The organism is Azospirillum sp. INR13 (assembly GCF_015390205.1).
Classification (GTDB): Bacteria; Pseudomonadota; Alphaproteobacteria; order Azospirillales; family Azospirillaceae; genus Azospirillum.
On the sequence record NZ_VUOI01000001.1, the window covers coordinates 92,910 to 105,660 of the forward strand.

Below are 12,751 nucleotides of genomic sequence, written 5' to 3' on the forward strand. Positions count from 1 at the left end.
TCGGACGGGGCCGCCAAAGACGGCGATGCGGCGCCGGGGATCGGTGATCCCGGCTGCGGCGCTCCCGATTTCCGGTACGAAAAAGGGCGGCCGGAGCCGCCCTTCCTCTTCGAAGCTGCTGCGCTCAGAGCGCGCGCAGGTTCTCGGCCGCAACCTTGCCGCGGCGCGGATCGCGAACGGCATCGAAGGACAGCTTCTGGCCTTCACCGAGGTTGTTGATCCCGGCGCGCTCCACCGCGGAGATGTGGACGAACACGTCGGCCGTGCCGTCTTCCGGCTGAATGAAGCCAAAGCCCTTGGTGGAATTGAAAAACTTGACGGTACCGATAGCCATGGGTCAGTTCCCTTCCTGGCGTTGCCCTGCGCGAGAGTGCGCAGGCGCATCAATTTCACTTCGGGAAGAGACCCAAATCCGTGTGAGGGACCGGGATAACAAAGCCCAGAGCAACGTCGATCGCCCTTAGATGGGCCATGCATCGGCAGCATACAAGTGACAATCGATACCGGCGGCGATGGCCCGCCGGATTGTCTCAGCTCTTCATGCGCTTGATGGTGTTGGTCGTACTCTGGCCCTGGACCAGATCGGCCAGCACCACTTTTCCGCCATAGCTCTGGACGAAATCCGCCCCCACCACGGTCGCGATGGTGTAATCGGCGCCCTTGACCAGCACGTCGGGGCGCAGCGCGCGGATCAGCGTTTCCGGCGTGTCCTCGCCGAAGATCACCACCAGATCGACGCAACCCAGCGACGCCAGCACCGTGGCGCGCGCCGTCTCGTTCTGCACCGGCCGGCTTTCGCCCTTCAGCCGCTTCACCGAGTCGTCGCTGTTCAGCCCGACGACCAGAATGTCGCAGGCCGCCCGCGCCTGCTTCAGCAGCGCGATATGGCCGGGGTGCAGCAGGTCGAAGCAGCCGTTGGTGAAGCCGACGCGCTTGCCGCGCAGCCGCCAGCGCTCCGCCCGCTCGGCCGCGGTGTCGCGGGTCGCCACCTTCTCCTCGCCCTGGCGCCACTCCTGCTCGTGCAGGCCGGACAAGAGCTCGGCCGAGCGGACGACCGCGGTGCCGACCTTGCCCACCACGATGCCGGCGGCCAGATTGGCCAGCCGCGCCGAATCCACCAGATCGATCCCCACCGACAGCGCGGCGGTCAGCGTCGCCACCACGGTGTCGCCGGCACCGGAAACGTCGAACACCTCGCGCGCCTCGGCCGGCAGATGCACCGCGTCCCCGGCCGTGACCACCGACATGCCCTGCTCGCTGCGGGTGGCGACGACGGCGCCGATGCCGCAGGTGGCGATCAGGTGGCGGGCGGCGGCGATCACCTCCTTGTCGGTGCGCGCCGGCAGGCCGGTGGCCTCCATCAGCTCCTTGCGGTTGGGCGTCACGATGTCGGCGCCGCGATAGCGGCGGTAGTCGCGCCCCTTGGGGTCGATCACCACCGTGCGCCCTGCCTCCCGCGCGGCGGCGATCACCGCCGTCACCAGGTCGTCGGTCAACACGCCCTTGCCGTAGTCGGACAGGATGACGCCGCCCACGTCGGGCAGCAATTCGCGCACCCGTTCCAGCACGCGGTCGGCGACGGTGATCGGCACCACCGTCTCGATGTCCGTGCGCAGAAGCTGCTGCTGGCCGGCGATGAAACGGGTCTTCACCGTGGTCTGGCGCCCGTCCTCGATCACGATTGCGCCGTCGCTGACACCTTCGCGCCGCAGCAGGGCCAGCAGGTCGGAGCCGATGCCGTCGCGCCCGACCACCGAGACGAAGCGGCAGGCCGCCTCCAGCGCCACGAGGTTGGCGGCGACATTGCCGGCGCCACCCAGCTTGGGCACATCGCGGTCCACGCGCAGGACAGGGATCGGCGCCTCCGGCGACACCCGGTCCACCGAACCATAGACGAAACGGTCGAGCATCACGTCGCCAATGCACAGCACGTTGGCGCGCGACAGGGAGTCGATGTGACGGGCAAGGTCGCTCATGGCGCCTGTCTTACCAACGCCAAAGCGGTAACGCCAGCGGATCGGGGGCTTGGCGGGGGTGACGCTCGTTTGTCACCGTCGTAGGATGGCGTTCCTGCAACACACGCGCCGTTCCCCCCGCCCATGCCCCGTCCCACCATCGCGACCAGCCTGTCGGCCAAACTGCTGGTGCTGACCATCCTGTTCGTGCTTCTGGCGGAGGTGCTGATCTACACCCCCTCCATCGCCCGCTTCCGCATGGGCTATCTGGAGGAGCGGCTGGCCACCGCCCACATCGCCGCATTGTCGGTGGAGGCCGCCCCCGACCTGATGGTGACGAAGGAGCTGCAGGCGAAGCTGCTGGCCTACACCGGCACCCATGTCATCGACCTGATCCAGCCGGGCGCGCGGGTCTACATGCTGTCGCGCCCGATGCCGCCGCAGGTCGATGCCGTGTACGACCTGCGCACCACCGGCATGGGCATGCAGATCGTCGATGCCGGCCACGCCCTGCGCCTTGCCCTGGAAGGCGCCTTCGGCCAGCCGCGCGACCGGGTGATCCGGGTGATCGACCGTTCGCCCAACGACCCGGCCCAGCGCGTCGAGGTGACGATGGACGAGCGGCCGCTGATCGATGCGATGGTGGAGTTCTCCCGCCGCATCCTGGCAGTGTCGGTCGCCATCTCGGTGATCGCTGCGCTCCTGGTCTATCTCACGCTCCATGCACTGCTGGTGCGGCCGATGCGGCGGCTGACCGCGGAGGTCGTCGCCTTCCGCCGCGATCCCGACGGCGCTCCGCCGCTGGTGCCCGGCAGCCGCAGCGACGAGATCGGCGTGGCGGAGCGCGAGCTTGCCGCCATGCAGGGCACGGTGCGCGCGGCCCTGCGCCAGCGTGAACGGCTCGCCACGCTGGGCACCGCGGTGGCGAAGATCAACCACGACCTGCGCGGCATCCTGTCCACCGCCTCCCTCCTGTCGGAGCGGCTGACGGAGAGCGCCGACCCGGAGGTGCGGCGGGTGACGCCGCGGCTGGTCGCCTCGCTGGACCGTGCGGTGGAGCTGTGCGGACAGACGCTGTCCTTCACCCGCGACGGCGTCCTGCCGCTGTCCCCCGCACCGGTCGACCTGCACCGTGTGGCGGAGGAGGCCGGCGCGGAGGTCCTCGCCACCGTCCACCCCGATGGCGGACGGGTCGAAGCGGAGTGGATCAACGACATCCCCGCCGGCACGCCGGCACCGGTGGATGCGGCACAGCTTGGCCGCGCGCTGGTCAATCTCGGCCGCAACGCGGTGCAGGCCGGCGCCGGCCGGGTGCGGATTGCGGTCGAGACGGGTGTCGGACCCGCGGGCCTGCTGATCCTGACGGTCGCCGACAACGGCCCCGGACTGGCGCCGCGGGCACGGGAAAACCTGTTCCAGCCCTTTGCCGGATCGGCCCGGGCCGGCGGGATCGGGCTCGGTCTCGCCATCGCGCGGGAGGTGCTGCGCGCCCATGGCGGGGAGTTGCGGCTGGTGCGCAGCGATGCGGCCGGAACGGTCTTCGCGCTTGACATACCGCAAGGCAACAAGGAAACCGATCCGGTAGATGTTGCATGGCACAAGTCGTTTGTGTCGCATTGATTCCGCGGGTTCCGTCCCGCAGAATCCCTTCAATGACGAAGCGTTCGCGGGAAGCCCGGCGGGGCGGGAGGCGGGCGCTTTCCCTCCACCAATGCCTTGTTCTGAAAGGACTTCGGGACGTGAAAGCCTTCTCCTACTGGATCAATCCCATCCTCGCCGGCATCATGGCTTTCGTCGGTCTGCTCGCCTCTTCGCGGGCGGCGGACGATGCTTTCGCCATCGGTGGCCTGATCGTCTTCCTCGGCTGCGTGCTTTTCATCTTCGCGTCGATCGGCCGTTATTTCGACCGCATGGGCTCCGCCCACTGACCTGAAGGGGCTTCCATCGGCGAAGCCCCGCCGGTCGACGCGATGGCTGGAGGGCATGAGCCCAACAGAGCGGGTGCCACATGACACACAGCATGGCATGGGAACCTGACGCCTTCGCGACGCTCGATGTCCTGCGCCGCCGTCCCGTCATCGACCTGACGGCGGCGCTTCCCTCCTCCCTCACACCACGCTCGGTCGTCGATCTCGGCTGCGGTGCCGGGCAGTTGTCCCGGCTGCTGGCGGCGCGCTGGCCCCAGGCCGACGTGCTGGCGGTCGACCATTCCCGGGCGATGCTGCGCTGGGCCGCCGACACGCCGTCCTCCGTGCGCTACCTCCACGCCGATCTGGCGGTCTGGCGTCCGCACTGGCCGACGGATCTCGTCATCTCGGCCGGCGGGCTACAGCATGTGGCCGGGCATGACCGGCTGTTTCCCGAACTGCTGCAATCGCTCGGCCCCGGCGGCGTGCTGGCCGTCGCCCTGCCCCGCCCGCAGGACCAGGCCACCCACAGCCTGCTTCTGGAAACCGCCGCCGACGGCCCCTGGGCGGACCGGCTGCATGGCGCCTGGCCCGCAGCTCCGCTGACCGAGGGCCGGGGGTACGATGCCCAGGACTATTACGACTGGCTCGGCCCGGAAGGAGCGTCCATCGAGCTGTGGGAGACGGAGTATTTCCACGTCCTCGACGGCGACGTTCCGCTTCTGCAATGGCTGCATCAGGCGGCACTGGCGCCGGTGATGCATCGGTTGACCGGTCCCGAACTCGACCGATTCCTCGCCGCCTACCGCCGCCGCCTGGAGGCCGCCTATCCGGAGCATTCCAGCGGCAACACGCTGATCCCGACCAAATGGCTGTTCGTTGTGGTGCGGGTGTAGGGGAGAAGGCCTCTCCGCTGCAAGAAGCCCTTCTCCCCTTGCGGGGCGGGATCGGCCAAACGCCAACGGCGTTTTGCCGACCCGCGGGTTGGGATGAGGGGTGCGGCGGCCGCAGGCCGGAGGGAATATTAATTTGCGCCCCTCACCCCAACCCCTCTCCCGCAAGGGGAGAGGGGCTTGTCACGGAGCATCCATCACAAACTGAATGGTATCGGCCCCCGCTCAAACCCCGTCGATGTAGCTCAGCAGCGGCTGCCAGTCGCCGCGATGCTCGGCGGCGCGCTTGCCCGGCATGTCGAACAGGCTGAGGCCGCTTTCGGCCGCGTCGGCGTAGATCTGGCTGTCGCGCAGGCGGGTCACCACCTGATGGCCGATGCCGTCGAGGAAGCGGTCCAGCCGGTCGGCGGCCCTGGTGCGGGCACGCATGCGGTTGCCGACCACCGCCACCGTGGTCTTCTTCTTGGCGATGCGCTTCAACTCATCGAGCTTGCCGAGGAAGCGCTGCGTCGCCTGCTCGTCGAAGGCGCCGGGCAGCACCGGCAGCACGACGACGTCGGCCATCTTCACCAGATCCTCGATCTGCTTGGTCTTCAGCGCGGCGGGCGCGTCGATCACCAGCCGCTTGGTGCCGCGCGGCGTGTCGGTGAAGTCCTTGGCCCAGTCGAGCCCGACCAGCGCCGGCGCCTGTCCCGGCCGGCGCTCCAGCCAGCCGAGCGAGGAGTGCTGACGGTCCACGTCGGCCAGCACGGTGGGCAGGCCCGCCGCGGCGGAGGCGGCGGCGAGGTGGGTGGCGACGGTCGTCTTGCCGCAGCCGCCCTTGATGTTGGCGACGAGGATCGTGAGCATAGCTGCGGACTCTACACCGCAGGGTCCGGCTTCGACCAGAAATGCTTGGTGTCGATGAAATCATGCCACAGGGCGACCAGCGCCGCTTCGGTGTCGGCGACGCCGCGGGCATGCCAGCCGATGACGATGCCGGCGGCGCGCGGCTCGCCGGGGGCGGAGCGGCTGCCGTCGTCATGCAGCTCGTGCAGAAGCCGCGTCGCCGTCGCCACGTCGTTCAGATGCCCCAGCGCATCCTGGAAGGCGGCAAGCTGCTGGATATAGCGGCGCACCGGCTTGTCGTCATACAGGCTGCGGAAGAACTCCACGGCATAGCGCAGCTTCTTCAAGGCGATTCGCAGCTGGTGGCGCTGGGCCACCGGCAGATGGGCGAAGCCGTGCCCGGCCCGCTTCGCCTTCTTGTGGCGCTTGTTCAACAGATGGTCGGCCAGCCCGATCACCGGCTGGAACAGCCGCACCGATTCCTCGCTGACCGGCTGGTCGCGCCAGCCGCGCTTCTCCACCCAGCTGCCGACGCCCAGCAGGAAGGCGGTGTAGCGGTCCGAGCGGATCGCCTCGCGCACCCCCTCATAGGCGCGCAGCCGCTTCGCCTCGGCAGCGGCGGCCAGCGTGTCCAGATCCTCCACCGCCGAGCGGCCATGCCCGTCGGCCTTGTGGAAGGCGTCGCGCACCGGGGCCAGCAGTTCCTCGCCGAACACGTCCCAGTCGCGCGCCGGCCCCAGGCTGCCGGCCAGCCATTTGATCTCGCCGACCAGCCAGAGATATTGCGCGGCCGGAATGAATGGCCGGAACAGCGCGATGGCCGAGCGGAGCCGGCGCAGCGCGACGCGCATCTGGTGCACGCCCTCCGGATCGTCGCCGGCCAGCGTCACCGCCTCGTTCGCGACCATGTGGGCAAGGCAGGCGCGCACGATGCGGGCGACCGCCCCTTCCACCGTCGTCTCGGGATCGAGCAGCAGCTTTTCCGCCTTCAGCGCCTTTTCGGTCGCTCCATTCGCCAGCGCGTGGCCGCGCTCCGCCTTGCTGCGCATCTCCAGCCGCAGCGGTGCCGCCTTCGTCAATTCCTGCGCCAGATCGTAGAGCGCGGCGGGCTGACCGCTCTTCAGCTCCAGTTCCACCTCGCACAGATCACTGGACCGGCCATCGGGCAGCTGGATGCGGCCACGGTCGAAGGCGACCTCGATGGAGGCGGCGTCATCCCCCTCGCCCAGCGTCACATCCTGGATCGTCCGTTCGACGACCGAGGTGAAGACCGGCTGCAGCTCCGATTCGCCGAGCGTGCCCAGCAACTCGATTGCGGCGGCGTCGGTGATCAGCGTCAGGTCGGGCACGGCGGAGGTCACCGCGCATTCCCATTCCCCGCGTCCCAGCCCGTCCTCGTCCGGCGCGGACTTGACCGTCTGGACATAGCCGTCGCCGGTCTTGCGCACCCGCAACGTCACCTTGCGCGCGGCGAGCCGGCGGTCTTCGGTGTCGTAATAGGTGCTTTCCAGGGTCTTCGCCGTTGCCGGTCCGGTCGTCCGGTCCGCAATGGCGGGAGCGGCACGCAGCGTGTCGAAGTCTTCAGGCTTCGCCGCCAGCTTCAATTCCGTCTCGCGGTTGATGTCCGCCTCAGCCATCGCCTGCGCTTCAACCCCCGTTTTGCGGCCCACCGGCCTACAGTTGGGTGTTTGCACAGGCAATGGACAGGGTCAAGTTACGGAAATGTTGCAGAAGCCTGGGGTTGCAGTACCCATCGTCCCCGCATCTTCCTTTCGTTCGCAGCGCTTTGACAGGGGTTGCAGGGTCAATATGCCCCATTTCACCCCACCCTTGGGGCGTTGCAATGCGGTCGGCGCTGTGATTGGGTTTCGGCAAATCGACCGAGGGCCGATCCCGGACGGGAAACGGCCATATTAGGGGAAGTGTGAAGATGACCGATTTCAACACGATCGACGACCTCGAGGTCAGCGGCAAGACGGTGCTGGTGCGCGCCGACCTGAACGTCCCGATGCAGGACGGCAAGGTGTCCGACACCACCCGCATCGACCGCCTCGCCCCGACCCTGAAGGAGCTGTCCTCCAAGGGCGCCAAGGTCGTCGTCCTGTCGCATTTCGGTCGTCCGAAGAACGGCCCGGACGCCAAGAACTCGCTGCGCAACGTGGTGGACGCGCTGAGCGCCGCCGTCGGCCAGAAGGTCGCCTTCGCCGAGGATTGCGTCGGCGAGAAGGCCAAGGAGGCCATCGCCAAGGTGCATGACGGCGCCATCGTGCTGCTGGAGAACACCCGCTTCCACGCCGAAGAGGAAAAGAACGATCCGGCTTTCGCCAAGCAGATGGCCGATCTGGGCGACATCTACGTCAACGACGCCTTCTCCGCCGCCCACCGCGCCCATGCCTCGACCGAGGGCGTCGCCCGCCTGCTGCCGAACGCCGCCGGCCGCCTGATGGAAGCGGAACTGAAGGCGCTGACGCTCGCGCTGGAGAAGCCGGAGCGCCCGGTGGCCGCCGTCGTCGGCGGCGCGAAGATCTCCACCAAGCTGGAACTGCTCGGCAACATGGTCCGCAAGGTGGACCTGCTGGTTCTCGGCGGCGGCATGGCCAACACCTTCCTGTTCGCCCAGGGCACCGACGTCGGCGCCTCGCTGTGCGAGAAGGACATGGCCGACCAGGCCCGCGCCATCATGGCGACCGCCAAGGAAGCCAACTGCGAGATCCTGCTGCCGAAGGACTTCGTCGTCGCCAAGGAGTTCAAGGCCGGCGCCGCCAACCGCGTCGTCGCCTTCGACGCCATCGGCGCCGACGAGATGGCTCTCGACATCGGCCCGGCCACCGTGGAGTTCCTGGGCGTGAAGCTGCAGGGCGCCAAGACCGTCGTGTGGAACGGCCCGCTCGGCGCCTTCGAAATCCAGCCCTTCGACGCCGGCACCAACGCGGTGGCCGGCCTGGTCGCCGCCCGCACCGAGGCCGGCGGCCTGCTGTCGGTCGCCGGCGGCGGCGACACCGTCGCGGCGATGGCCCATGCCGGGGTCGAGGACAAGTTCACCTACGTGTCCGCCGCCGGCGGCGCCTTCCTGGAATGGCTGGAAGGCAAGGAACTGCCGGGTGTGGCGGCGCTGAAGAAGTAAGCGGTTTCAGGAGAAGCGTAACCGAATTTGAGCTACGCTTCTCCCCCATGTTTTTGCCTGTAACTCGATATTTGACCGATTCATAGCCAGTTTGGCGGAATTCAGCTTATATCGCAGAAATTCCCGGTGGGTTGTTCGGGTATCACCGAATTGCGTTCCCCTAAGGTTCTTATTTATGCTAAGATTTCTTTCTTATCAAGCCAAGGAGGGACCAGATGAATCGCGAGGAAATTGTGCTGGCTGCCCTCGCCGCAGGGGGAGAGAACGCCATCTTTGAACCAGTCCATGTTCAAAAGTTGCTTTATATAATTGACCGGGAGGCGCCACATCTCACTGGCGGCCCACATTTTAACTTTGCTCCATATGACTACGGTCCTTTTGATAAGGAAGTATACGACACTTTGGATCGTCTAAACTGTCAAAATACAGTAAATATAATGAATAATGGAAGATACAGAATTTACACCCTTAACGGAAATGGATATCAAGTTGGAAGAAATATTCTCGCGCAAACCAGCCCAGCCACACAGAAATATTTGCAGGAATTGGCTTATTGGGTAAAAAGTCTTCCATTTGAAAAACTCGTTTCTGCTATATACTCACGGTATCCAGAAATGCGTGCAAACAGCGTTTTTCGAGGGTGATTTTATGACTATTGTTATTGCCTTCTTATGCTCCGATGGGATTGTTATAGCTGCTGACAGCATGCTAACTCCTTCAGTAAATGGAATTAGCGTTGGACACCACAAAGGAAAGAAAGTCGATATTTTAGATTCTGAGCAAATATTTGCCTTCGCAGGCGATCATGGACAGGCCAATAGATTTAAGTTCATCGCCGAAAAATGTAAAGGTAGATCAGACTCTTACGAGAACGCTTTTGAATTTACAATAGCAATTTCCGCAGAAATCCTTGGTAATTTTAATGACACTGGCATTGCCGACCTGGTGGATGTCAACACTGCGCTTGGATTTGCCCATAACGGTAAATATGATTGCTGCATATTTGAAGGCAACCTACAACCAAGACTTCTTGATGCAAATCATTACTTTGCCGCTTTGGGTTCGGGAAAAATGTCAGCCGATCCATTTTTGCGATTTCTTGTAGACACTTTTTGCCAATCATCTCCACCAACCGTTCGGTTGGCGCTATTGATGAGCGTATGGACCATACAACATGTGATAGAAACTACTCCAGGCGGAGTTTCTGGTCCAATAAGAGCTGCAAAGCTGACGCAAGATTCAGGGCAAACAAAATGCCATGAGCTTACGGAAAGAGAAATTGAAGACCATAGACAGGCCATGGAAAGCGCTATAGGCGCCTTAAGGAATTGGTATAATTCCCCAATGATGCCGGGCAATATTCACGACACACCAAGCATGCCTGAGCCGCCGCCAGAATAGTTAATTTAGCGTTAATTATATTGATTTCAAATTTTACGTTGCCGCCCGGATATTTACGAAAAAATTCTTTCAAGAAAGCTCTATGGCAGGCAGATAGCGAGTTTGAATTTCTCCCTTGCATCCGCCCGCGCAAATGCCCATAACAGCGGCGGGAGACTGGCGTCGGACGAGTCCCTCGCCAACCCGGTCAGGTCCGGAAGGAAGCAGCCGCAACGAGTTACGGCTCGGGTCGTTCGTCCAGTCTCCCACCCTCTTCAAAAATTGCCAGCACGAAACAGACGGCGACAGCGCGGCGCCGGGACGCTATCCTGCGGCCCGAAATTCCCCTCCCGTCGTTTCGACAGGCCAGCCGCGTGACCGATACCACAGTCGACACTCCCGCTTCCGCACCCGCCACGGCTCCTGCCACCGGGCAAGCCTATCGGGTGCTCGCGCGCAAATACCGGCCGAAGACCTTCGACGAGCTGATCGGGCAGGACGCGCTGGTCCGCACCCTGACCAATGCCATCCAGTCCGGCCGCATCGCCCAGGCCTTCATGCTGACCGGCGTGCGCGGCGTCGGCAAGACCACCACCGCCCGCATCATCGCCCGCGCGCTGAACTGCACCGGCCCCGACGGCAAGGGCGGGCCGACGGTCAGCCCCTGCGGCGTCTGCGACAATTGCCGCGCCATCGCCGAGGATCGCCACGTCGACGTGATGGAGATGGACGCCGCCAGCCACACCGGCGTCGACGATATCCGCGAGATCATCGACGGCGTGCGCTACTCCCCCGTCTCGGCCCGCTACAAGCTCTACATCATCGACGAGGTCCACATGCTGTCGAAGAGCGCGTTCAACGCGCTCCTGAAGACGCTTGAGGAACCGCCGAGCCATGTGAAGTTCGTCTTCGCCACCACCGAGATCCGCAAGGTGCCGGTCACGGTGCTGTCGCGCTGCCAGCGCTTCGACCTGCGCCGCGTCGACGCCCAGGTGCTGAAGGATCATTTCACCCGCGTCACCGCCATGGAAGGCGCCGACATCGAAGGGGATGCCGCGGCCCTGATCGCGCGCGCCGCCGACGGATCGGTGCGCGACGGGCTGTCGCTGCTCGATCAGGCGATCGCGCTCGCCGCCGGCACCGTCACGGCGCAGCAGGTGCGCGACATGCTGGGTCTGGCCGACCGCACCCGCGTGATCGACCTGTTCGAGGCCGCGGTTTCCGCCCGTCCCGCCGAGGCGATGGACATCCTGGCCGACCTGCACCGTGTCGGCGCCGATCCGGTGGTGATCCTGCAGGACCTGCTGGACCTCGTCCACAATCTGACCCGGCTGAAGGTGGTGCCGGACAGCGCCAACGACCCCTCCCTGCCGGAGGCGGAGCGCACGCGCGGCGCCACTCTGTCGGGCAAGCTCGGCATGCCGGCGCTGACCCGCGCCTGGCAGCTTCTGTTGAAGGGGCTGAACGAGGTACAGGCCGCCCCGGTGCCGCAGCAGGCGCTGGAGATGGTGATCGTCCGCCTGTCCTACGCCGCCGATTTGCCGACACCGGGCGAGTTGATCCGTCAGTTCCAGGCCCAGCAGGCCAACGGGGGAGGCGGCGCGCCGATGGGCCGCGGTCCCGGCGGTGGCGGCGGTCCCGTCGCGGTCGCCAGCCAGTCGACGCACGCGGTTGCCCGCTCCGTGGGCTCGACCCAGCCGCAGAGCGCCCCCGTTGCGCAGGTTGCCACCACCCCTGCCCCCGCAGCCGCTCCCGCCGGCGAGGAGCTGTCGCCGATGCCGCACGACTTCCGTGCGCTGGTGCAGCTGTTCTCCGACCGGCGCGAGGGCGCGCTTTACGGCTACCTGATGGAGACGGTGCAACTGGTCCGCATGGAGCCGGGCCGGCTGGAGCTGAAGCTCCGCCCCGCCGCTCCGCCGACGCTGCCGGCCAAGGTCGGGCAGCTCCTGACCGAATGGACCGGCCACCGCTGGATCGTCGCCCTGTCGGAAGGCCACGCCCAGCCGACGCTGGCCGAGCAGGGCCAGGCCGAAAAGCGCCGCGCGCTGTCGGAGGCGGAAACCAACCCGGTGGTGCGCGCCGTGCTCGACGCCTTTACCGGTGCGAAGATCATCGACATCCGCGACCTCGCCGAAGTTGCCGCGGCGGAGAGTGCGGCGGTTGCGGATGACGGCGAGACACCCGATTTCATGGTTCAGCAGCAGGACGACGGGGTCTACTACCCCCTCGACGACGAAGGAGAGTACTGACCGATGAAGAATATCGGCAACATGATGAAGCAGGCCCAGCAGATGCAGGCCAAGATGCAGGAAATGCAGGCGAGCCTGGAGCAGGTCGAAGTGACCGGCCAGAGCGCCGCCGGCATGGTCGTCGTGACCGTCAACGGCAAGAGCGAGATGAAGAAGGTCAAGCTCGACAAGTCGGTGGTCGATCCCGAGGACGTCGAGGTTCTGGAGGACCTGATCGTCGCCGCCTTCAACGACGCCAAGAAGAAGGTCGAACAGCACGTCGCCGAGGAGACCTCGAAGATGATGGGCGGCCTGAAGCTGCCGCCGGGCATGAAGCTGCCGTTCTGATCTTTCTTGCCCTCTCCCGCCCCGGGAGAGGGAGGGGACCCGCCGCAGGCGGGGAGGGTGAGGGGCAATCCGGAAATGGAGCCCCTGA

At 65.5% G+C, this 12,751-nt stretch carries 12 protein-coding genes and 1 other RNA gene; 9 read left to right on the top strand and 4 right to left on the bottom strand.

Annotation, left to right across the window (positions count from 1 at the left end):
• Positions 1 to 124: 124 nt before the first annotated feature.
• Positions 125 to 334, bottom strand: coding sequence for a cold-shock protein (locus tag F1643_RS00455; protein ID WP_194909781.1), 210 nt, complete (start codon positions 332 to 334; stop codon positions 125 to 127).
• Between the two features lie 196 nt (positions 335 to 530).
• On the bottom strand, positions 531 to 1,976 hold the full coding sequence (gene rfaE1 / locus F1643_RS00460; RefSeq protein WP_194909783.1) for a D-glycero-beta-D-manno-heptose-7-phosphate kinase: 1,446 nt from the start codon (positions 1,974 to 1,976) through the stop codon (positions 531 to 533).
• 123 nt (positions 1,977 to 2,099) lie between these two features.
• Here rfaE1 and F1643_RS00465 point away from each other — a divergent pair, with 123 nt between their 5' ends.
• From F1643_RS00465 to F1643_RS00475, 3 genes are all read left to right on the top strand, one after another.
• Positions 2,100 to 3,575 carry a HAMP domain-containing sensor histidine kinase gene (locus F1643_RS00465; RefSeq protein ID WP_194909784.1) on the top strand — a complete coding sequence of 492 codons (1,476 nt, stop codon included), beginning with the start codon at positions 2,100 to 2,102 and terminating at the stop codon, positions 3,573 to 3,575.
• Between the two features lie 119 nt (positions 3,576 to 3,694).
• Positions 3,695 to 3,883: a hypothetical protein gene (locus F1643_RS00470; protein ID WP_194909785.1), complete on the top strand. Its 189-nt coding sequence runs from the start codon at positions 3,695 to 3,697 to the stop codon at positions 3,881 to 3,883.
• 92 nt (positions 3,884 to 3,975) lie between these two features.
• Positions 3,976 to 4,758 carry a methyltransferase domain-containing protein gene (locus tag F1643_RS00475; protein WP_194910126.1) on the top strand — a complete coding sequence of 261 codons (783 nt, stop codon included), beginning with the start codon at positions 3,976 to 3,978 and terminating at the stop codon, positions 4,756 to 4,758.
• Positions 4,759 to 4,980: 222 nt separating this feature from the next.
• Here the strand turns inward: F1643_RS00475 and F1643_RS00480 are convergent, their stop codons facing one another.
• Together F1643_RS00480 and F1643_RS00485 are read right to left on the bottom strand one after the other, a co-directional pair.
• The gene (locus tag F1643_RS00480; RefSeq protein WP_194909787.1) at positions 4,981 to 5,604 is read right to left on the bottom strand and encodes a ParA family protein; all 624 of its coding nucleotides are present in this window, start codon (positions 5,602 to 5,604) and stop codon (positions 4,981 to 4,983) included.
• 11 nt (positions 5,605 to 5,615) lie between these two features.
• Complete coding sequence (locus tag F1643_RS00485) at positions 5,616 to 7,220, bottom strand: CYTH and CHAD domain-containing protein (protein WP_194909788.1); 1,605 nt, start codon at positions 7,218 to 7,220, stop codon at positions 5,616 to 5,618.
• Positions 7,221 to 7,513: 293 nt separating this feature from the next.
• On the opposite strand from F1643_RS00485, the gene pgk reads away from it, so the two are divergent.
• From pgk to F1643_RS00515, 6 genes are all read left to right on the top strand, one after another.
• Entirely contained in the window at positions 7,514 to 8,707 is a 1,194-nt protein-coding gene (gene pgk / locus F1643_RS00490) for a phosphoglycerate kinase (RefSeq protein WP_194909789.1), read from the top strand.
• A gap of 215 nt (positions 8,708 to 8,922) precedes the next feature.
• Complete coding sequence (locus F1643_RS00495; protein ID WP_194909790.1) at positions 8,923 to 9,351, top strand: hypothetical protein; 429 nt, start codon at positions 8,923 to 8,925, stop codon at positions 9,349 to 9,351.
• Positions 9,326 to 10,108 carry a hypothetical protein gene (locus tag F1643_RS00500; protein ID WP_194909791.1) on the top strand — a complete coding sequence of 261 codons (783 nt, stop codon included), beginning with the start codon at positions 9,326 to 9,328 and terminating at the stop codon, positions 10,106 to 10,108. The genes F1643_RS00495 and F1643_RS00500 overlap by 26 nt, the downstream gene beginning before the upstream one ends.
• Before the next feature lie 151 nt (positions 10,109 to 10,259).
• Positions 10,260 to 10,357, top strand: an RNA gene (gene ffs / locus F1643_RS00505) — signal recognition particle sRNA small type.
• Between the two features lie 104 nt (positions 10,358 to 10,461).
• Positions 10,462 to 12,336: a DNA polymerase III subunit gamma/tau gene (locus F1643_RS00510; protein ID WP_194909798.1), complete on the top strand. Its 1,875-nt coding sequence runs from the start codon at positions 10,462 to 10,464 to the stop codon at positions 12,334 to 12,336.
• Between the two features lie 3 nt (positions 12,337 to 12,339).
• Complete coding sequence (locus F1643_RS00515) at positions 12,340 to 12,663, top strand: YbaB/EbfC family nucleoid-associated protein (protein ID WP_085090301.1); 324 nt, start codon at positions 12,340 to 12,342, stop codon at positions 12,661 to 12,663.
• Positions 12,664 to 12,751: the final 88 nt, after the last annotated feature.